The organism is Synechococcus sp. MIT S9507, assembly GCF_047304715.1.
In the GTDB taxonomy this organism is placed as follows: Bacteria; Cyanobacteriota; Cyanobacteriia; order PCC-6307; family Cyanobiaceae; genus Synechococcus_C.
In genome coordinates, this window is sequence record NZ_CP138970.1 from 496,384 (window position 1) to 514,494 (window position 18,111).

At 60.2% G+C, this 18,111-nt stretch carries 23 protein-coding genes; 11 read left to right on the forward strand and 12 right to left on the reverse strand.

Features of this window, described 5'->3' with window-relative positions:
• The first annotated feature begins 23 nt into the window (after window positions 1-23).
• Window positions 24-437: a DUF2721 domain-containing protein gene (locus SIB83_RS02480; RefSeq protein ID WP_413406515.1), complete on the forward strand. Its 414-nt coding sequence runs from the start codon at window positions 24-26 to the stop codon at window positions 435-437.
• Between the two features lie 27 nt (window positions 438-464).
• Here SIB83_RS02480 and SIB83_RS02485 read toward each other — a convergent pair whose 3' ends face one another.
• A complete protein-coding gene (locus SIB83_RS02485; RefSeq protein WP_413406517.1) occupies window positions 465-1,811 on the reverse strand; it encodes a sodium-dependent transporter in 1,347 nt (448 codons plus the stop codon).
• Between the two features lie 82 nt (window positions 1,812-1,893).
• Here SIB83_RS02485 and SIB83_RS02490 point away from each other — a divergent pair, with 82 nt between their 5' ends.
• Both SIB83_RS02490 and SIB83_RS02495 read left to right on the forward strand, forming a co-directional pair.
• Entirely contained in the window at window positions 1,894-3,147 is a 1,254-nt protein-coding gene (locus SIB83_RS02490; protein WP_413403408.1) for a 1-deoxy-D-xylulose-5-phosphate reductoisomerase, read from the forward strand.
• Window positions 3,144-3,488, forward strand: coding sequence for a (2Fe-2S) ferredoxin domain-containing protein (locus tag SIB83_RS02495; protein ID WP_413403409.1), 345 nt, complete (start codon window positions 3,144-3,146; stop codon window positions 3,486-3,488). The genes SIB83_RS02490 and SIB83_RS02495 overlap by 4 nt, the downstream gene beginning before the upstream one ends.
• On the opposite strand, the gene SIB83_RS02500 is transcribed toward SIB83_RS02495, so the two are convergent.
• The 4 genes from SIB83_RS02500 to SIB83_RS02515 are packed head-to-tail and all read right to left on the reverse strand — an operon-like array spanning window position 3,466 to window position 7,528.
• The gene (locus SIB83_RS02500) at window positions 3,466-4,623 is read right to left on the reverse strand and encodes a YheT family hydrolase (protein ID WP_413746683.1); all 1,158 of its coding nucleotides are present in this window, start codon (window positions 4,621-4,623) and stop codon (window positions 3,466-3,468) included. The two genes, SIB83_RS02495 and SIB83_RS02500, sit on opposite strands and share 23 nt — an antisense overlap.
• 24 nt (window positions 4,624-4,647) lie before the next feature.
• Window positions 4,648-6,066, reverse strand: a complete 1,419-nt coding sequence (locus SIB83_RS02505; RefSeq protein ID WP_413746684.1) for an NAD(P)(+) transhydrogenase (Re/Si-specific) subunit beta — start codon at window positions 6,064-6,066, stop codon at window positions 4,648-4,650.
• Window positions 6,066-6,410, reverse strand: coding sequence for an NAD(P) transhydrogenase subunit alpha (locus SIB83_RS02510; RefSeq protein WP_413406519.1), 345 nt, complete (start codon window positions 6,408-6,410; stop codon window positions 6,066-6,068). Before SIB83_RS02510 ends, SIB83_RS02505 begins: the two co-directional genes overlap by 1 nt.
• Window positions 6,410-7,528, reverse strand: coding sequence for a Re/Si-specific NAD(P)(+) transhydrogenase subunit alpha (locus tag SIB83_RS02515; RefSeq protein WP_413746685.1), 1,119 nt, complete (start codon window positions 7,526-7,528; stop codon window positions 6,410-6,412). Before SIB83_RS02515 ends, SIB83_RS02510 begins: the two co-directional genes overlap by 1 nt.
• 144 nt (window positions 7,529-7,672) lie before the next feature.
• Between SIB83_RS02515 and SIB83_RS02520 the strand changes: the two genes are divergently transcribed.
• Window positions 7,673-8,251: an EF-1 guanine nucleotide exchange domain-containing protein gene (locus SIB83_RS02520; protein WP_413403416.1), complete on the forward strand. Its 579-nt coding sequence runs from the start codon at window positions 7,673-7,675 to the stop codon at window positions 8,249-8,251.
• Window positions 8,252-8,288: 37 nt separating this feature from the next.
• On the opposite strand, the gene SIB83_RS02525 is transcribed toward SIB83_RS02520, so the two are convergent.
• Window positions 8,289-8,465, reverse strand: a complete 177-nt coding sequence (locus SIB83_RS02525) for a hypothetical protein (protein ID WP_413403418.1) — start codon at window positions 8,463-8,465, stop codon at window positions 8,289-8,291.
• A gap of 180 nt (window positions 8,466-8,645) precedes the next feature.
• Here SIB83_RS02525 and SIB83_RS02530 point away from each other — a divergent pair, with 180 nt between their 5' ends.
• From SIB83_RS02530 to trxB, 3 genes are all read left to right on the forward strand, one after another.
• Window positions 8,646-10,001: a DEAD/DEAH box helicase gene (locus tag SIB83_RS02530; RefSeq protein WP_413747266.1), complete on the forward strand. Its 1,356-nt coding sequence runs from the start codon at window positions 8,646-8,648 to the stop codon at window positions 9,999-10,001.
• A gap of 96 nt (window positions 10,002-10,097) precedes the next feature.
• Window positions 10,098-10,346, forward strand: a complete 249-nt coding sequence (locus SIB83_RS02535; protein WP_413406523.1) for a hypothetical protein — start codon at window positions 10,098-10,100, stop codon at window positions 10,344-10,346.
• Window positions 10,347-10,508: 162 nt separating this feature from the next.
• Complete coding sequence (gene trxB, locus SIB83_RS02540) at window positions 10,509-11,870, forward strand: thioredoxin-disulfide reductase (protein WP_413746686.1); 1,362 nt, start codon at window positions 10,509-10,511, stop codon at window positions 11,868-11,870.
• A gap of 3 nt (window positions 11,871-11,873) precedes the next feature.
• Here trxB and infA read toward each other — a convergent pair whose 3' ends face one another.
• Window positions 11,874-12,143: a translation initiation factor IF-1 gene (gene infA, locus SIB83_RS02545; RefSeq protein ID WP_006041809.1), complete on the reverse strand. Its 270-nt coding sequence runs from the start codon at window positions 12,141-12,143 to the stop codon at window positions 11,874-11,876.
• Window positions 12,144-12,370: 227 nt separating this feature from the next.
• On the opposite strand from infA, the gene SIB83_RS02550 reads away from it, so the two are divergent.
• Together SIB83_RS02550 and SIB83_RS02555 are read left to right on the forward strand one after the other, a co-directional pair.
• Entirely contained in the window at window positions 12,371-12,619 is a 249-nt protein-coding gene (locus tag SIB83_RS02550; protein ID WP_413403420.1) for a Nif11-like leader peptide family natural product precursor, read from the forward strand.
• On the forward strand, window positions 12,598-13,233 hold the full coding sequence (locus SIB83_RS02555) for a pseudouridine synthase (RefSeq protein ID WP_413747267.1): 636 nt from the start codon (window positions 12,598-12,600) through the stop codon (window positions 13,231-13,233). The genes SIB83_RS02550 and SIB83_RS02555 overlap by 22 nt, the downstream gene beginning before the upstream one ends.
• On the opposite strand, the gene SIB83_RS02560 is transcribed toward SIB83_RS02555, so the two are convergent.
• From SIB83_RS02560 to SIB83_RS02580, 5 genes are all read right to left on the reverse strand, one after another.
• Window positions 13,208-13,987 (reverse strand): methyltransferase domain-containing protein, encoded by a 780-nt coding sequence (locus tag SIB83_RS02560; protein ID WP_413746687.1) that lies wholly within the window; start codon window positions 13,985-13,987, stop codon window positions 13,208-13,210. The two genes, SIB83_RS02555 and SIB83_RS02560, sit on opposite strands and share 26 nt — an antisense overlap.
• Window positions 13,987-14,202 carry a hypothetical protein gene (locus SIB83_RS02565; protein WP_413403427.1) on the reverse strand — a complete coding sequence of 72 codons (216 nt, stop codon included), beginning with the start codon at window positions 14,200-14,202 and terminating at the stop codon, window positions 13,987-13,989. Before SIB83_RS02565 ends, SIB83_RS02560 begins: the two co-directional genes overlap by 1 nt.
• 78 nt (window positions 14,203-14,280) lie before the next feature.
• Window positions 14,281-15,243, reverse strand: coding sequence for an NAD(P)H-binding protein (locus SIB83_RS02570; protein WP_413745375.1), 963 nt, complete (start codon window positions 15,241-15,243; stop codon window positions 14,281-14,283).
• Window positions 15,244-15,298: 55 nt separating this feature from the next.
• The gene (gene petM, locus SIB83_RS02575) at window positions 15,299-15,397 is read right to left on the reverse strand and encodes a cytochrome b6-f complex subunit PetM (RefSeq protein ID WP_011933540.1); all 99 of its coding nucleotides are present in this window, start codon (window positions 15,395-15,397) and stop codon (window positions 15,299-15,301) included.
• A gap of 25 nt (window positions 15,398-15,422) precedes the next feature.
• Window positions 15,423-16,631, reverse strand: coding sequence for a N2,N2-dimethylguanosine tRNA methyltransferase (locus SIB83_RS02580; RefSeq protein WP_413746688.1), 1,209 nt, complete (start codon window positions 16,629-16,631; stop codon window positions 15,423-15,425).
• On the opposite strand from SIB83_RS02580, the gene SIB83_RS02585 reads away from it, so the two are divergent.
• Both SIB83_RS02585 and ilvN read left to right on the forward strand, forming a co-directional pair.
• Window positions 16,600-17,580, forward strand: a complete 981-nt coding sequence (locus tag SIB83_RS02585; protein WP_413403433.1) for an alpha/beta fold hydrolase — start codon at window positions 16,600-16,602, stop codon at window positions 17,578-17,580. The genes SIB83_RS02580 and SIB83_RS02585 overlap by 32 nt on opposite strands.
• Window positions 17,577-18,107 carry an acetolactate synthase small subunit gene (gene ilvN / locus SIB83_RS02590; protein ID WP_413403435.1) on the forward strand — a complete coding sequence of 177 codons (531 nt, stop codon included), beginning with the start codon at window positions 17,577-17,579 and terminating at the stop codon, window positions 18,105-18,107. The genes SIB83_RS02585 and ilvN overlap by 4 nt, the downstream gene beginning before the upstream one ends.
• Window positions 18,108-18,111: the final 4 nt, after the last annotated feature.

Below are 18,111 nucleotides of genomic sequence, written 5' to 3' on the forward strand. Positions count from 1 at the left end.
CGCCCTGGATCGGCGAGATGCCCATGGAACCCGAGAGCCTCTCCAAAGCAATCCAGCTGTCGGTTGCCCCGGTGTTTCTTCTGGCCGGCATCGGTGCCTTGATGAATGTGATCTCGGGCCGTCTGGCGCGGATTGTCGATAACGCCCGCAAGACCAAGGCGGCCCTTGATGCGGGCGAAACAGTCGATCAACGCGAGCAATGGGGGTACCGCAGGCGCATGCAGCTCACGATCCGTGCCATCGAGATGCTCACAGCCGCAACTCTGCTGATCTCGGCCGTGGTCGCCGTGATGTTTTTCAGCGTGATCAGCCGCGTCAACCTCACGCTGGTGGTGGTTCCCCTGTTCATCACGGCAATGCTGCTGGTGATGACAGCGTCAATCTGTTTTCTGAGAGAGGTGCGGATGGCTTCCGCTCACATCAACCGACTGTTCTGAACACGCTGTTCAAACCACAAACAATGGTCAGCTCTGCCCGGTCCAGTTGCGGATCAGATCCACCACGCTGATCAAGAGACCGACAGAAATCACGACCGGTGAGACCCAGCGAAGAAAGAACAGGATTAGACCGGAGGTTGCTGCTCTGGTGACGGTGCTGTCCTTGAGGTCAGCGAGGAAGGTCTGGGGCACAACCCATCCCATCAGCACGGCAATCAGCAATCCGCCGGCAATCAGCAGCACTCCTCCGAACAGGGCATCCATCGCTCCAAGCACCTGCAGATTCGTGGCAGCGGGGAGTCCGACAACAAAAATCACAGCCGCGCTGAGCCAGGTCGCCTTGGTGCGGCTCCAGTTCAACCGATCCATCAATGACGCCACCGGGACTTCCAGCAGCGACACCGACGAGGTGATCGCAGCGAGATAGGCCAGGGAGAAAAAGGCAACAGCCACGATTCGTCCTGTCGCACCGATGGAGGCCAGACCTGTGGGCAGAGCGAGAAAGATCGTGCCGATCGTGGACTCACTGACCGCATCTCCCAGCCCGAAGCTGATCACCAAGGGGAACGTGAGCATGCCCGCCAGCAGACCCACTGCGGTGTCGAGCCCCACCACCGAAACCGCTTGCTGAGGGACAGGAGCCTTGCGGTTCAGATAGGCCGAATACGCCATGATCGATCCGATTCCGGTGCCGATCGAAAAGAAGGCCTGGCTGAAGGCATTGCGGATTGTGGTGATGTTCATCAGTTCCCGGCCGTCCCAGCGCAGCAGGAAGGTCCTGTAACCATCAATCGCTCCCGGGAGCGTGCTGGCCCAGATCGCAAGGGCTACCAGCAACACAAAGAGAAGTGGCAACGCCCAGCGCGACAGTCGCTCGATGCCGGCCTGCACGCCCGCTGAGACAACAGCAGCGGTCAGCAGAAGGCTGATGGCCTGCCCAGCCAATGCAGAGTTGCCGCCGCTGATGGTGTTGAAGAACAGCTGGGCGTCCTCCATGGTCTGGGGCAGCCCCACGTTGAGAGCATGAATCAGGGTCTGAGCGGTCCAGCCCATCAGTACGGCGTAGAAAGCCAGGATTCCGCAGGGGGCAATCACAAACAGCCAACCCATCGGTTTCCAGTCACGGCCGGCCACCTGGGCGGGTGCCAGCAGAGGGCTGCGACCGCTGTTGCGACCCAGCACCATCTCAGCCACCAGTACCGGCAGACAGATCACTGCAACAATGAGCACATAAAGGAGTACGAAACTGCCTCCGCCTCCCTGGGAGGCTCGGTATGCGAATCCCCAGAGGTTGCCCAGACCCACTGCACTGCCTGCTGCCGCCAGGACAAAACCCAGCCCTGATCCCCAGTGCTCCTTCTGCGCTGCCGCCATGAACGTGAACACAGTGCGCTGGCCGAAGTTTGCCAGGGCCTGGAATTGAAGTGGGAGGATGGCCGCAATCGCCATGATCCGCGTGAAAGCCATCAGCGTGCTGGGCTCCACCGGCTCAATTGGCACTCAGACTCTCGAAATCGTTCAGGAATTCCCGGACCAGTTCCGGGTGGTTGCTCTGACTGCAGGTCGCAACCTGCCGCTGTTGGTGGAACAGATCCAGCGACACAGCCCGGAGGTGGTGGCGCTGGCTGACGAATCTCTCCTAGGGGAACTGGAGGAGCGGCTGGCCTCACTCCCGGCTGATCTGCGGCCGCAACGGCAACCGGAACTGGTGGGCGGTCCCGGTGGACTGAACGTGGCGGCCTCATGGGACACGGCGGACCTGGTGGTGACGGGCATCGTTGGCTGTGCGGGCCTGCTGCCGACGCTGGCGGCTATCCGGGCCGGAAAGGATCTGGCGCTGGCCAACAAGGAAACCCTGATCGCAGCTGGTCCGGTGGTGTTGCCGGAGCTCAAGAAAAGCGGCAGCAGGCTGCTGCCGGCCGATTCCGAACACTCCGCCATCTTCCAGTGCCTGCAGGGCACCCCCTGGGCTGACAATGCGCGCCTTTCAACAGGTGTGCCCACTCCGGGGCTGCGACGGATTCAGCTCACGGCATCAGGTGGTGCCTTCCGTGATTGGGCCACGGCCGATCTGGAGAAAGCCTCGGTGGCGGATGCAACCTCCCACCCCAACTGGAGCATGGGCAGAAAGATCACCGTTGATTCAGCCTCGCTGATGAACAAGGGGCTTGAGGTGATCGAAGCGCACTATCTGTTCGGCCTCGACTACGACCACATTGAAATTGTCATCCACCCTCAGAGCATCATTCATTCGATGATCGAGCTGGCTGACTCCTCGGTGCTGGCTCAGCTGGGATGGCCCGACATGAAGCTGCCGATCCTCTACTGCATGAGCTGGCCATCTCGACTGGAGACACCCTGGAGAAGACTGAATCTCACCGAAGTCGGGCAACTCACCTTCAATCAACCGGATCCCGCCAAATATCCCTGCATGGAACTGGCCTACGCCGCCGGCAGAGCCGGTGGAACCATGCCGGCTGTGCTCAATGCAGCGAATGAGGAAGCGGTGGCCCAGTTCCTTGAGGAACGGGTCCATTTTCTCGACATCCCCGATCTGATTGAGACAGCCTGCGAGCGCCATAAATCCGACCGTGTTGACCGACCACAACTGGATGATGTGCTGGCGGTGGATCAGTGGGCCCGTCTTGCCGTGCGCGAACAGGTTGAGCGGGGCACACGGCGACTGCCGCTGACTGCAATGGCGGCGTGATCAGTCACCACCTGCTTCTCTGTGCCACGGCAACCAAGGCCAAATGCTGTGATCCAGCCCTGGGCGCGGCAAGCTGGGAAGCCCTGAAGCTGGGAGTTCGGGAGCTGGCACTGGAGCGTCCGGACCGACCGGAGGGCGTTGTGCTGCGCAGCAAGGCTGACTGCCTGAGGGCCTGCGACCAGCAGGGGCCCGTGCTGCTGATCTGGCCCGATGGAATCTGGTATGGAGCTGTCACACCGGAGCGGATCAGACGCATCCTCGAAGAGCATGTGATCGGTGGATGTCCGTGTGAAGACTGGGTGATCCGCCGCAGCCCCTTCAGCGTGCCTCAACAGAGCTGAGTTGGCTCAGCCAGGCCGAAGCCACACGGTCAGACCAGCATCCGCTCTCCAGGCTGTCACCGGGAGCGTGAAAGCCGTTGTGGCCGCCTCTCTCAGTGAGAAGAACCGACACGGGTTCATGCTGATCAGCCGGCTGCGAGGTGAGGGCTGAAAGCAAACGCGTGGCTCCAGCCGCTGGCACCCAGGGATCATCAAGAGCCTGAAGCAGCAGGGTGGGTGGCAATGCACGCCGGTCATCGAGCAGCAACCGCAGTGGAGAGGCCCCGGAGTAGTAGGCGTCCACGGAGTCGAATCCCCAGCGAGGGGCGGTGACCACTGCGTCAAAGGCGCGGATGGAACGCGGAGGATCGTTGATCAGTGACTCATTTTCCCGCGGGCTGACACCGAAGGGATCTGCAAGCGTCTGTTTCACCAGGCGTTGCAGCAACCAACGCTGATACACACGGTTGCGCGGTCGTTCGATCGAGGCGCTGCAGGCGGCCAGATCCAGGGGGCTGCTGGCGCAGAACAAGCCATCGAGCACCTGCTGGTCGGAGGGAAGTCCAGCTGCGGTCCTGTCCCCGGCACTGGACAGGCAAGCGTTCAGAAGCATCGTGCCGCCGAGAGATACGCCAGCCCCGAAAAGGGGAAGGACCGAGCCGGAGGGTGCCAGCTGCCGGCACAGCTCACGGGCACGCACCATCACTGGCAGCAGATCGCTGTTGCAGGAGGCGGCATAGGTGCCACCTGCCAGATCTCTGCCGGGATCGGCTCCCCGCAGATTGAGCCTCAGCACAGCAAAACCCTGCCTCTGCAGAGTGAGAACAAGACGACGCAGGCCCTCCCGCCGACTGGAACCACCCAAGCCATGAAGGGCCAGAACGAGGGCACTTGGGGAAACCGGATCACCCGCAGGCGTAGGCAAAGGAGGATCCAGAAAGGCCAGCAATTCCCCCGCTGCTGCAGCGCCACTGGCCAGCGCGGGAACAGCAATACGAATCGGCTCACCCTGATCATCAGGGAGAGGCAAGGGCCGAATCGTGTCACGCAGGGTCTGGAGATCACCGCCCAGCCAGGGCCAGCGCTGTTGATAAGGCACAACCCCCAGCTGCCTGAGCAACCGGGGGTTGTGCTGATCGTGGGAGTGGGAACCCATCAAAGGTCGTTCAGACCGATCTGATCACTTCTTACCAACTCCAAGCTCCTTGAGCTCACCGAGCAGATCACCCAGCACTTTCTTGGCATCGCCAAACACCATCGATGTGTTGGCCAGCTCGAAGAGATCGTTCTTGATCCCGGAGTAACCAGCACTCATGCCGCGTTTCACAACAAAAACCGTTCGGGCCTGCTGAACATCAAGCACCGGCATGCCGTAGAGGGGTGAATCTGGGTCGTTCTTGGCCTGGGGATTGACGACATCGTTGGCCCCAAGCACCAGGACCACATCGGTGGCGGGAAAATCAGGGTTGATGATGTCCATTTCCTTGAGCTGCTCGTAGGGCACATCGGCTTCAGCAAGCAGCACATTCATATGACCCGGCATGCGCCCAGCCACTGGATGAATGGCGTAATCAACCTGAATTCCGGCGGCCTCCAGGGATCGGGTGACCTCCCTGAGCGTGTGCTGGGCTTGGGCGACAGCAAGGCCGTAACCGGGCACGATCACCACCCGCTCTGCCGCTTCGAGAGTGAGAGCACACTCCTCAACGCTGCAGCTGGTGATGTTGGTGTATTCACCGCCGCCGCCGCCGGAGGAGCCGGCCCCCAGAGCTCCACCGAACAGAACCGAAACCAGTGATCGGTTCATGCCGTTGCACATCACCTGGGTGAGGATCAGACCAGCGGCGCCGACCATGGCACCGGCCACGATCAGAAGCTGACTGCCCACCACAAAACCAGCGGCAGCCGCGGCCACACCTGAATAGCTGTTCAGCAGGGAGATCACCACGGGCATGTCAGCGCCGCCGATCGGCAGGGTGACGCCGATTCCCAGCAGGCCTGAAGCGATCACAAGCAACCACAGGGCGGCCTGACTGCTGCCGTCGGAGGTGATCAACTTGATCGCAGCCACAAGACAGACAACGGCCAGAGCGATGTTGACCAGGTGGCGGATCTTGCTCTGCATCCAGGGAGGCGTTGAAAGCCAGCCCTGAAGCTTTGCCATCGCCACGATCGAACCTGTGAAGGTGATGGAGCCAACGAAGACGGAGATCACAATCGACACCACCGCAACGAGCGTGCCGTCGTCGAGCGTGCCGGGGAAGAGTGCCGCAGCCAGGGCCACCAAAAGCGATGACATGCCGCCACAGCCGTTGAACAAGGCCACGGTTTCAGGCATGGATGTCATCGGCACCCGCTGGGCCGTGATCGCACCCAGCACGCCACCGACTGTCGTGCCGATGATGATCCAGATCCAGGCCTGACCATCAAAGCTGGGGGTGCCCAGATAACTGATCAGCAGCCCAATCACAGCAAGTGCCATGGCCACAGCGGCAAGCTGATTGGCACTGCGCGCAGAACGCACCTTGGAAAGACCTTTGATGCCGAGCGCCAGCAGCAGAACGGCAACGAGGTCGATGACGTAGTTGAGGATCTCCATCAGCTGTTCTCCTTGCGGGCGGGCTTGCGGCTGAACATGGCGAGCATGCGGTCAGTGACCAGGAAGCCGCCGATCACGTTGAACAGAGCGAAACCCAGGGAGATGGAGCCCAGAACCAGCAGAGGAGTGCTTCCATCGGCTTTGATGATCGCGGTGAGTGCGGCCAGCATCGTGATGCCGGAGATGGCGTTGGCCCCACTCATCAAAGGCGTGTGCAACGTCGGAGGAACTTTGCCGATGAGCTCAAAACCAAGCAGGCTTCCGAGCAGCAAAACCCAGAGGGCATTCACCAGTGGTGGGGTCTGGGAGGCCGTTGCCGCTCCCATTAGAAAAAGTGAATCCATCATTTGGCTTCTGGGGTGAGAACATCTCCGCGGCGGATGGTGCCGTCATGACTGATCAGACATCCAGCGATCAGCTCGTCCTCGCTGTCAAGACTGAGCTGACCATCCTTCAGGGTCGGTTGAAGCAAAGCCAGCAGGTTGCGGGCATACATCGCACTGGCGTGGTTAGGAACCGTGCAGGGCAGATCGTTGGCGCCAATCAACTTCACGCCGTTGCGATCCACAGTCTGCGAAGAAACGGTTTCTGCACAGTTGCCGCCCTGGGCAACCGCCAGATCCACAACCACGGCTCCGGGGCGCATGCGATCGAGCATGTCTTCACTGATCAACCGTGGAGCACGACGACCTGGGACCTGAGCGGTGCAGATGGCCACATCCGCCTCAGCAAGCTGGTCTGAAAGCTGCTGACGTTGTGCGGCAAGAAAAGCATCAGAGGCCTGCTTGGCGTAGCCACCGGATTCCGCAGGCTTGTCCTCCATCTCAGGTGGGTCAATGAAGCGGGCTCCAAGCGATTCCACCTGCTCCTTCACAGCCGGGCGGATGTCACTGACGTACACAACGGCGCCCAGCCGGCGTGCCGTGGCAACCGCCTGCAGACCTGCCACTCCGGCACCAAGAATCACAACACGGGCAGGCTGAACGGTTCCTGCCGCCGTCATCAGCATTGGGAAATAACGGTCCAGCGCAGCTGAGGCCAGGAGAACGGCCTTGTAGCCGGCGATATTGGCCTGGGACGAGAGCGCGTCAGCAGACTGAGCACGGCTGATGCGAGGCAGCAGTTCAAGGGCCATGGCCGAAAGACCGGCTTGATGCAGTACCTCAGCCAGCTCAGCGTTGGCGTAGGGAGCGAGCAGACCCACCACCAGAGAGCCGCGACGGAGCTGACTCAGAGCAGTCCCTGAGGGGGATTGAACGCAGAGCAACACATCAGCCTGGGACCAGGCCGAACTGTCCCCTCGGGACACGAGTTCCGCTCCGGCCTCGACATAGGCCTCATCCAGATAGCCGGACGCCTGTCCAGCCCCTTTTTCGAGGACAACTCTGCAGCCGAGTGCAGTGAATTTCCTGACGGTTTCCGGAGAAGCTGCAACGCGGGTTTCGCCCGCTGCGGTCTCCACCGGGATCAACAGTATGGGCAAGTTCGTGATGCCGCCGACCCAGCTGAGATTAGGAGGTCACGGGTGAGGGCCCTGCATCTTTTCTGAAGAAGGGGGTTTAAGCCTGAAGCCTGTAGCTAGGGAGAAGGTCCTGTCTGCAACAGCATGGGACTCACCGCAATCGAATGCCCTGATGGCGTCTGCCACAGCCACCACGGCGGTCATGCCGTGGACCGCAGCACGATGGAACACCTTCTGGCTGAACACGGTCGTGAATGGTGCGAACGCCTGGCCGAACGCATTTATGAGATGTCGGTGGACACGTTCTCCCAGACCGTGATGCCGAGCCTGCATGCAGCGGGCTGGCAGCGACGTCATCTCGACTGGGAGTTCAAACTCAGGGAACTGGATTCCGAACCTGATCGCACCCTGGTGGATGGAATCATCAACGCCACCGAAAGTTTTCTGCGCAGCAGTGAGGTTCATCGTCTGTTCATCCAGGAGCTCGTTCAAGGCACTTTCGATGAAGCATCTGATGATCACCTGCGCAGTGAAGCCGTCAGACATTTGATCAACAAGGAGATCCTGACGCTTCTGAAAGACAACAGAGCGGAGCTGATGGATCGCCTGACATCGAAAATCCTCGAGCCGGCAGGCGGTCAGGCTGATCGCGCCCAGAAGGCGGCTTCAGAGGGTGTGATGGAGGTGGAGCGGCTGCTCCGTAATCACACCGAATCGCTCTGAAATCTGAACGCACCGATCAGCCAGAGGGTGAGGAGCTTCAGAAGATCGGCTGAAGCTCCTCCTCCACAGACAACGCCTGCGGGCGGAGGCCCTGACCGTGGAGGAGCCGCGCGCGAAGGATCAGCGGGTCAAGATCGCATTCCAAAGACCAGCAACGCTCAAGACAGCGGCGGGATTCAGGGCTGAACGAGTAACGGAGAAGGCTTCTGGCCATGGCGGCAGGGGGCCGAACCCCAGGGGCTGATGGTCGGAAGTTAAGGGTGGCGCAAGCGATTGGAATGGTTAGAAAGACCTATCTTTCACCGCCGCCATCAACACTCCGTCCTTCGCGCTTGGTGCCGAGCTTCCATCCAGGAGGATTCGTCCCAGACAATGGCAGCAGCAGCTGATTCAGCTGCTGCGCAGACGGCTTGACCCAGAGACGACTGCTGGCCGTGATGTTCTGATTCATGCCGGTCCAGGAGCGGGCAAAACTCTTGGGGCTTTGCTTGCCTTTCAGGCGATGCAGTCGGAGGGCAGGCTTCAACGCGCTCTGATCTTCTGCCATCGCACCTCGATCCTCAACCAGTGGAGGAATGCTGCAACCCAGCTGGATCTGCAGCTTGATCTCTGGAACGGGCCTGACAGCGCCTCAGACGAGGCGGATGGGTGGCTGCTCAGCTACCAGGGCGCAGGACGCCAGCAGGATGACCTGAAATCCGAACTCAGCTGCTGGAACCCGGAGCTGCTGCTGGCCATCGCCGACGAAGCGCATCACCTGGGAGTTGACCCTGACGAACCCGACGGCCCTGTCTGGGGGCGAACCTTTCTGGAGCTCAGCAGCCATGCCCGGTTACGTCTCGGTTTGACGGGAACACCGTTCCGCGCGGACAACCTCGCGTTCTGCGCCGCCCGACGGGTGCGGGTTGAGGAAGCCGGCCAGCTGGTGGAACAGATCCATCCCGATCTGTCGGTGGAACCCCGAGAACTGATCAAAGCCGGTGATGTTCGTCCTCTGGAATTCCGTTTCCAGGACGGCTGGGTGGAACACGCCAAGCAAGGGATCCCGGAGCGGGAGGTTTCGCCACTGTCAGCTGAACAGAGAGAGAGCTGGCGAGCGAGAAATCTACGCCGCGCCATTCGTCTTTCCGACAGCAGCAGCATTGCCCAGCTGTTGCTGCTGAGAGCCCGCACCAAGCTCGAAAGCGTTCGCAGACGGCACCCACGTGCCGGTGGACTGGTGATCGCCCGTGACATTGAGCACGCCCGCAGCATCACCTTTCTGCTGGAGGAGGAGGGCGACCGGGTGGACCTCGTTCATTCCCAGGACCCGGGAGCCCCTGAGCGTCTCAATCGTTTTCAGAGCGGTAATGCCGACTGGCTGGTGAGCATTGACATGTGCGCGGAGGGATTCGACGCTTCAAGGCTGAGGGTGGTCGCCTACCTGACGACCGTGGTGACACGCAGTCGATTCGTTCAGGGAATTACCAGAGCCGTGCGCATGTGCAGCGAAAGAGCCTCGTTGGAAGCGGTGCCGCGCGAACCCTCCTACGTGTTCGCTCCAGCGGATCCATTGCTGATGCAGTACGCCCGCAGCTGGTCTCTTTCCGAGCCTTACCGCATTGCAGCCCCGCAAAGCGCCGTAGACAGCGACGGCAATCCGGAAAGTGACTGGCGAGGTCCGTCGCTGCCCATGGAAGCGATTGAGGACGGTGCAGGTGCTGTGATTCGGATGCGCACACCGCAGTTACCAGGATTTTTGCAGCGTTGAAAACATTCTTTCTCAAGAAAAAATGCGACATTCTGCGAAATCCGGCCTGATTTGGACCCATCAACCATCAGCCTGATCGCCATCTGGGAGACAGACATGGATGCAGCAATTGAACGTCGAGTCAACGTTGCCACCTGCTGGGCAACAACCAGGATCGCAGTTCTGGACAGTGCTGAGCGCTACGAAGACAGCTATGCCTTAACGCAGGAATTCAGAGAATGGATTACCTGCCTGGGAGAGCATCCTGAACTTCTTGAGGACTCTGTGTTGAGTCTTCAGAGAACACAAGGCAAACACCATCACCTGGAACGTGACGGTGCCACCGACGGAGCCGTTGAAATCTAAAGAAAGACTGAAATTTGTATCGAAACCTTGAGGCTTTGCGGCCCAATTTGTACATCTGAGGTGATCAAATTTGACTCATATTGTTGATCTGATTCGTTTTCTCCCTTCCTCTGTCGTTTTGCCGCGGACATTAAAGTCAACTCATAATCACTCCGGATAAGCATGGCGGTTGAAAATCTGGTGATCGTGGGGTCCGGCCCAGCCGGATACACCGCTGCCATCTATGCCGCCCGTGCCAACCTCAACCCTCTGTTGGTCACAGGATTCCAGCGGGGTGGAATCCCCGGTGGCCAGCTGATGACCACCACCCATGTTGAAAACTTTCCCGGATTCCCAGATGGTGTTCTGGGGCCGGACCTGATGGATCTGATGAAAGCCCAGGCGACGCGCTGGGGAACAAGACTGCTTGAAGCGGACGCTGACCGCATTGACCTCAGCCAGCGCCCATACCGAATTGAGGTTGAGGGTCGGATTGTTGAAACGCAATCCGTGATCATCGCCACAGGGGCCAGTGCCAACCGGCTCGGCCTGCCCAATGAGGACCTCTTCTGGAGCAAGGGCATCAGCGCCTGCGCCATCTGCGATGGCGCCACGCCTCAGTTCCGCAACGAAGAACTGGCTGTGGTCGGCGGCGGGGATTCAGCCTGCGAAGAAGCGGTCTATCTCACCAAATACGGAAGCCGGGTGCACCTGCTTGTGCGCTCGGACCGTCTGCGCGCCAGTGCGGCAATGAGCGATCGCGTGCAGGCCAACCCACAGATCAGCGTTCACTGGAACACCGAGGTCAGTGATGTTCAGGGTGATGACTGGCTGAACAGCCTGCAGCTGCGGAGGCGTGACAGCGGAGTTGATGAACAGCTGGCTGTGCGGGGCATGTTCTATGCGATCGGACACACGCCCAACACCGAACTGGTGCGCAACCAGCTCGACTGTGATCAGACCGGTTACCTGATCACCAAGCCCGGCCGGCCCGAGACCTCCATGGACGGTGTTTTTGCAGCGGGCGACGTCGCCGATGGGGAATGGCGCCAGGGAGTCACCGCTGCAGGCAGCGGCTGCCAGGCCGCCCTCGCCGCCGAACGCTGGCTCAGTCATCACAATCTGGCCACACTGATCACCCGGGATGAGGCAGAACCAGCCAAGGCCGACACTCCGCAGACCACAGCTGAAACCACTGAAGCGACCTACGACTCCAACGCCAGCTGGCAAAAGGGAAGCTATGCCCTGAGGAAGCTTTATCACGACAGCAACCGCCCTTTACTGGTGGTCTACACCTCGCCAAGCTGTGGCCCCTGCCACGTGCTCAAGCCCCAGATCAAGAGAGTTCTTGATGAACTCCAGGGGGAGGCCCAGGGAATTGAGATCGATATCGAAGCCGACCAGGAGATCGCCCAGCAGGCAGGAGTCAACGGCACACCCACCGTTCAGCTGTTTTTCGACAAACAACTGAAGCAGCAGTGGCGTGGCGTGAAACAACGGAGCGAATTCATGGATTCGATCCGTTCGTTGCTCGCCGAGGTCTGATCCTCAACGACGACGCGGGCCGCCCGGACGGTTGCCACCGGGACGACCACCGGGAGCACCGGCGTTGCGCTCCCTGTAAGTGATCCGGCCACGAGTCAGGTCATAAGGACTGATTTCCACCAGCACCTTGTCTCCGGCAAGCAGCTTGATTCTGAATTTGGTGAGCTTGCCTGCCGCGCGGCAGAGGCACTGATGACCTGCGGGCTGCTCCAGAGTCACGAGATAAAACCCGTTGCCCTGTTCCTTCTCGATCACACCCGAGGTTTCAATCATGCGCTGGCGTTGACCTGCAGAACTTGCCCCAATTTAGAAGGCCGTCTGCTGCCTGAGCACCCCCAAGGGCGAGGAGCTCTCCCTAAGGTCTGCTGAATTCGAGACGAACCGATGATCCTCCCTCCCCTCTCCATGGATCTGGGGCTGCTGATGATTTCCATCGGTGCTGTGAATCTGTGGCGTGCCCGCCAGAAATCCACCTAACCTTCTGAAAACGCCAGATCGCCGTGTCCGAGTCCGCTCTCGCCGCTTTCGTAGACCTCGCCAAGTCTGATTCCCAGGTCCGCGAACAGGTGCAACAGGCCGCGACTCCCATGCATGTGGTGAACCTCGCCAGGGAAAAGGGTCACGTGTTCACTCAGGCCACCATGATGAAAATGCAGGCCGAGAAAATGAAGCACCTGCATGATGACCACCTCAACAAGGCCTCGAGCTGGGGTGAAGCACTGTTGATCTGTTTCGGGAACCACTCCTGACCCTTCTGCTTCACAAGCCCTACGGAGTTCTGAGCCAGTTCACACCGGAACCGGGCAGCAAGTGGGGATGCCTGGCCGACTGGGTGAACGTCCCTGATGTATATGCAGCAGGACGACTGGACGCGGACAGCGAAGGGCTGCTTGTGCTGACCGCCAACGGTCGGCTGCAACAACGCCTGACCGATCCCCGTTTCGGTCACTGGCGCACGTACTGGGTTCAGGTCGAAGGCATCCCCGAAACCTGCCAGCTGGATGCTCTCAGGAGCGGAGTGCTGGTCAAGCAGCGGCGCACAAGACCAGCTAAGGCCGAGTGTCTTCCAGCCGAACAGCAGCAGACCTTGGTGGAACGCAATCCGCCGATCCGCACCAGGCTGAGCATTCCCACCACATGGTTGCAACTCAGCCTCAGGGAGGGGCGCAATCGCCAGGTTCGTCGCATGACTGCGGCCGTGGGGCTTCCCACTCTTCGACTGATCCGCCAGAGCATTGATCTGATGGATGGAGGCCCTGCTCTCAGCATCGAAGGCCTTGTTTCAGGCCAGTGGCGTGAGCTCAGGTCAAGCGAGAATCAACGCTTGATTGGGTTACTCAACCGTCAGCCAAAACGCCGGTGAGCGTGACAGCACGGAATTCGATGCCCTCAACAACACGCCAGGGTTGTTCGGAGCGATCGGCGTAGCTCACGTCCTTGAAACCGAGTGCACGGAAATCAGACAGGAAGGCATCCTCTTCCCATGCACCGCTGATACAACCGCTCCACAGCTCTGGATCCTGTTGAAGATGCTCTGGAACAGGCCGATCACAAACGATGTCGCTGATGGCGACGCGGCCTGAGGGCCTCAGCACGCGGCGGATATTGGCGAGCAGAGCCGCTCGAGCGGAGGGATTCACCAGGTTGAGCACGCAGTTACTCAGCACCACATCAACACTGGCTGATGGAATCAGCAGCTCACCCGCCACGGTGAGTGCATCCAGAGCTTCGATCGCCCCCTCCACAAAGCGAACATTGCTGAAACCCACTCTCTCGGCCACCACAGGCGCGGCGGCGCGGGCAAGCTCCAACATGTCGGAATTGCGGTCAACACCGATCACGGCGCCGCCAGCACCGACAACCTGCGCACAGATGAAGGCGTTTTTGCCGCTGCCGCTGCCCAGATCCAGAACAATGTCACCGAAGCGAACCCAGCGAGTCGGATCGCCGCAGCCGTAGTCGCGCGCCACAACCTCATCGGGGATGACTTTCAACAGGGAGGCATCAAAAGCAACAGGTGTGCAGAGACAGGCTTCCTGCTCCTTTGCCGCTGCGCCATAACGCTCTTCAACAGCCTGGGTCTGATCCAGAGCCGGTCCACAACATCCTTCGCTCATCAGCCGAGGGCCTCCTGCAATTCGCGCACGGTCGACCACTGACCGTAGTAGTAATTGGCGCTCGCTCGGCGGTCGCCATCCTCAAGACTGTCGAAGGCATCAAAACCAACACTTCGCCAGAGATCGTGACCGCAGGCCCGGTCAAGCTCCGTCTCAGCTTCGCGAGCAAGGTTATCGAGACGTCGCTGCAGATTCTTGACTTGAGCGACAGACATCTTCAGGAGAAAAGAGAAAAAATCAGCATAACAAGCAACTAGTACGGATCAACTACAAGGCGCGAAACAGGTCTGCGGTCAGAACGGCAGTTTCTTCTTGGCATCTTTGTCAAGATCAGCCTCCATGGCCCGCAGACGTTTGAGAATGGTGTCGTAGTACTCCTGGATGTAGTCCTCCAGGTGAGTGATCTCACCGGGATCGATTCCGAAGCTCTCGCAGGTCGCCTCCATCGGGGCATCCATGGAATCACCGCTGCCAACCACCTCAGCAAAAGCAAGACGCTCGGCCACATTCACCGCAGGTTCAAAGAACGAGCACATTCCTTCCGTGAATCGCATGATGAAGGACGGCACACGAAACACCCTCGCCGACTTCTCGGCAGCTTTCTCGCAGAGCTGAACAATCTCACCACTGTTCCAGGCCTTGGGCCCGACAACAGGGAATGTCTTGCGCACAGTCTCTGAATGGTCGAGCGCGGCCACGGCGAAACGCGCCATGTCCTGCGTGTTCATGTAGGCGATGGATGTGGGGCTGCCACTCACCCAGACGGTCTGACTCTCGAGAACAGGGATGGCGAATTGACTGATCACACCCTGCATGAACCCAACACCCTGAAGGATGGTGTAATCAAGCTCTGATTCCTTAAGAAGTTTTTCAGTGCAGTACTTGATGTCCATCAACGGCACATCTCGATGCTGCTCAGCATTCAGAAGCGAAAGAAAAACAAAACGTTTGACCCCGGCTCGTTCACAGGCCCTCAAAAGGTTGAGTTTGCCGTCCCAGTCGGTCTCATAAACACTTCTGGGATCATCAGGACGACTGGTTGCCGCATCGATCACGGCGTCAACCCCGTCGAGGGCGTAATCAAGACTTGCTGGATTGAGGAGATCACCTCGAGTGAGCTCGCAACCCCATTCCTGCAAAAAGGGTGCTTTCCGTGGAGTTCGCACCATGCAACGGACATCATGACCCTGATCAAGGGCCCTGCGGGCGATTTGCCTCCCCAAGGTTCCTGTTCCACCAATGACAAGAACCTGCATGGGGCTTTCAAAGTCCAGCGAGGAGCTTAGTTGGCGGTCCCTCGCATTGCGGGGATCAGTCTTTCTGAAGCTTCAGCAGCAGAGCTCCACCAGCCAGGCCCACGGGAATCAGCACCCAGAACACCGCTGCAATCCCGAAAATCTCCGAAGCCATTGGACAGTGCTCTCACAGCCCCTATTTAAAGATCTCCGGGCGATGGTTCAACGCATTGTTGTAATAAAACCGTCAATGGCGCATCGGTGCGCAGCTGACCCGTCATCACGGCGCTCGAGCAAGCGCGGTGCCCTGCTTTCACAAGCGACTGAACAAGGGCTTCAAGTCGAGGCGGCCCATCAAGCGAGAGCCGACTGGCCAGCTCGGCGGTGGACCAGCAGCAGACCGGCAATCCGCAATCGGTCTGCAGACGTTCCAGCAGGCGCCGCCCAGCAGACGAGAGGCTCACGGGACGTGCATCCGCAATCTGAAGCAGATCAGCCAGCAAATCAGGCTTCTGCAGAGGGCCGATCCAGAGCGGCCCTGTCACCGCCCATCGTCCCAGGCCATCGGTGCAAAGACATCCCCCCCAGCCCGAGAGCTTCAACAGGGATTGCACAGCTTGATCACCACAGCGCTGGCAACGTGCCAGCAGGCCCAGCTGCGATTCCTCATCAGCGGCGACGCGCTGACGCAACCGCACCGCCAGCCGGAAGGTGCGTCCTTCACTGAAACAGGCCACAGGTTCAAGCCCGCGGCCTAATTGCCAGGCTTCCCTCGCCAGTGCAGCGAGCTGAAGTCGCAGAGCCAGCTCCCAGCTAGCGGGATGTGCTCGCGCCGCAGCACCGAAACGACGTACGGCCGCAGGGCGGTCATGGCCGGTTGGCGAACGCCCGTCAGTGCTGGCTAGGATAAGCAGGCCGCCGAAACGCAGCACCGCAAGAGCGGATTGAAGCAGGGCATTCGGGCAACCGAAAGCATCGAGATCGATCAAGTCGAAGAAGGTCTGATCGAGATAGGCCTGTCGCAGCAGACGCTCCGCCGCCCAAGAGGTCGTGGTCAAAGAGAGATCACGCAGCTCGTGAAGCGGCTCAAGGTTCAACGCCAGCAGAGCACTGCGGTCCGGATCCGCATCGTTCGACCACAACTCCAGTTCGGGTCTTGTTTCAGGAAGGGCCTCAAGCCCCCAGCGCAGCCCACGGATGCCACAACCGGCCATCAGATCCAGCCAGCGCAGGGGCCTGTTGGCCTCTGACACCTGATGCGTCGCCAGCAGAACCGACAGATCACGCGCGGGTCTTGAATCCTGTCGAAAAAAGCCGGTTCCGGTCTGCAGGCGGACAGCTCCTTCGCGATAGTGAGGAATCGGCGCTTCCAGGTGCGTGCACGCAACCGCTCTCCAGCCTGCCTCCACCGGTGCCAACTGGGGAAAAGCTAGTACATGGAACTGGATGGGTCTGAGCTGTCACTGGCGCGTTCTGGGGAAACCCGCGGCGCCGGCCATCGTGCTGATTCACGGATTCGGAGCCAGCAGCAGCCACTGGAGACATAACGCCGGGGCCCTGGCCGCAGCCGGCTTCCGGGTGTTCAGTCTTGACCTGATCGGCTTCGGCCGCTCCGACCAGCCGGGGCTGAACCGCCGCTTCTCACTCGACAATCGACTCTGGTCCAGGCAACTGGGGGCATTTCTCGAAGAGGTGGTGCAGCAACCGGCCGTGCTTGTGGGCAACTCTCTCGGTGGCCTCACTGCTCTGACCACCGCTGCACTGCGACCTGAACTGGTGAAAGCAGCCATAGCGGCTCCACTGCCGGATCCAACCCTGCTGCGTCCGCTGCCGAAACAACTGCCCCGCTGGCTGAGGCGATTGCGCAGGTTGAGCGTGACTGTGGTCTGCCGTCTGCTGCCTCTGGAACTGATCGTGCCCCTGATCGCACGAACGCGACTGTTGCGCGCAGGGCTGCAGGGGGCCTATCAGCGATCGATCCGATCCGACCTCGAGCTGCAGGACCTGATTGCAGAGCCTGCCCTGCGCGTCAGCGCTGCGCGAAGCCTGCGGGCGATGAGTGTGGGCATGGCTCTGCGCCCCAGGAGCGCCACCGCTCCGGTGCTGCTTCAACGCCTGCAGAACATGAGCGAAAGACCTCCATTGCTGTTGATCTGGGGAAGGCAGGATCGTTTCGTTCCCTTGATGATCGGCGAATCCGTCAGACGCCAGCACCCCTGGGTTGATCTGCAGGTCATTGACAACGTCGGGCATTGCCCCCACGACGAATGCCCCGAGCTCTTTCACCGGGAGCTGCTGCACTGGCTGGACCGTAATTTGGGAGGCGCAAGCGCATCAGGGATCGGGCACCAGGCATGAAGCACACACTGTCGGTTCTGGTGGAGGATGAATCCGGCGCCCTGAGCCGCATTGCCGGCCTTTTCGCTCGACGCGGCTTCAACATCGACAGCCTTGCGGTTGGTCCTGCTGAAGCCGCTGGTCGCTCGAGACTGACCATGGTGGTCGAGGGCGATGAGAACACGCTGCAGCAGATGACGAAACAGCTCGACAAGCTCGTCAATGTTCTGCAGGTGCTCGACCTGTCCCAGCGCCCTGCTGTTGAACGGGAGCTGATGTTGATGAAGGTCTCAGCCCCCGCATCACAGCGAGGCGCGATTCTTGAGCTGGTTCAGGTGTTCAGAGCCAAAGTGGTTGATGTGGCCGACGATGCTCTGACGCTCGAGGTGGTGGGCGATCCGGGAAAACTGGTTGCTCTTGAGCGACTGATGGCTCCCTATGGCATCGAAGAAATCGCACGCACCGGGAAAGTGGCTCTTGAAAGAGCCTCCGGGGTGAACACCGAAATGCTCAAGGCATCCAGCAGCGGCGGACGCGTGCCCGCCTGACCTG

Excerpts from the sequence above, each read along its gene's own strand:
- SIB83_RS02480 (WP_413406515.1), top strand. The coding sequence starts at position 24 with ATGGAACCCGAGAGCCTCTCCAAAGCAATCCAGCTGTCGGTTGCCCCG.
- SIB83_RS02485 (WP_413406517.1), bottom strand. The coding sequence starts at position 1,811 with ATGGCGGCAGCGCAGAAGGAGCACTGGGGATCAGGGCTGGGTTTTGTC.
- SIB83_RS02500 (WP_413746683.1), bottom strand. The coding sequence starts at position 4,623 with ATGGGTTCCCACTCCCACGATCAGCACAACCCCCGGTTGCTCAGGCAG.
- SIB83_RS02505 (WP_413746684.1), bottom strand. The coding sequence starts at position 6,066 with ATGGAGATCCTCAACTACGTCATCGACCTCGTTGCCGTTCTGCTGCTG.
- SIB83_RS02510 (WP_413406519.1), bottom strand. The coding sequence starts at position 6,410 with ATGGATTCACTTTTTCTAATGGGAGCGGCAACGGCCTCCCAGACCCCA.
- SIB83_RS02520 (WP_413403416.1), top strand. The coding sequence starts at position 7,673 with ATGGGACTCACCGCAATCGAATGCCCTGATGGCGTCTGCCACAGCCAC.
- SIB83_RS02525 (WP_413403418.1), bottom strand. The coding sequence starts at position 8,465 with ATGGCCAGAAGCCTTCTCCGTTACTCGTTCAGCCCTGAATCCCGCCGC.
- SIB83_RS02535 (WP_413406523.1), top strand. The coding sequence starts at position 10,098 with ATGGATGCAGCAATTGAACGTCGAGTCAACGTTGCCACCTGCTGGGCA.
- trxB (WP_413746686.1), top strand. The coding sequence starts at position 10,509 with ATGGCGGTTGAAAATCTGGTGATCGTGGGGTCCGGCCCAGCCGGATAC.
- infA (WP_006041809.1), bottom strand. The coding sequence starts at position 12,143 with ATGATTGAAACCTCGGGTGTGATCGAGAAGGAACAGGGCAACGGGTTT.
- SIB83_RS02560 (WP_413746687.1), bottom strand. The coding sequence starts at position 13,987 with ATGAGCGAAGGATGTTGTGGACCGGCTCTGGATCAGACCCAGGCTGTT.
- SIB83_RS02565 (WP_413403427.1), bottom strand. The coding sequence starts at position 14,202 with ATGTCTGTCGCTCAAGTCAAGAATCTGCAGCGACGTCTCGATAACCTT.
- SIB83_RS02570 (WP_413745375.1), bottom strand. The coding sequence starts at position 15,243 with ATGCAGGTTCTTGTCATTGGTGGAACAGGAACCTTGGGGAGGCAAATC.
- petM (WP_011933540.1), bottom strand. The coding sequence starts at position 15,397 with ATGGCTTCGGAGATTTTCGGGATTGCAGCGGTGTTCTGGGTGCTGATT.
- ilvN (WP_413403435.1), top strand. The coding sequence starts at position 17,577 with ATGAAGCACACACTGTCGGTTCTGGTGGAGGATGAATCCGGCGCCCTG.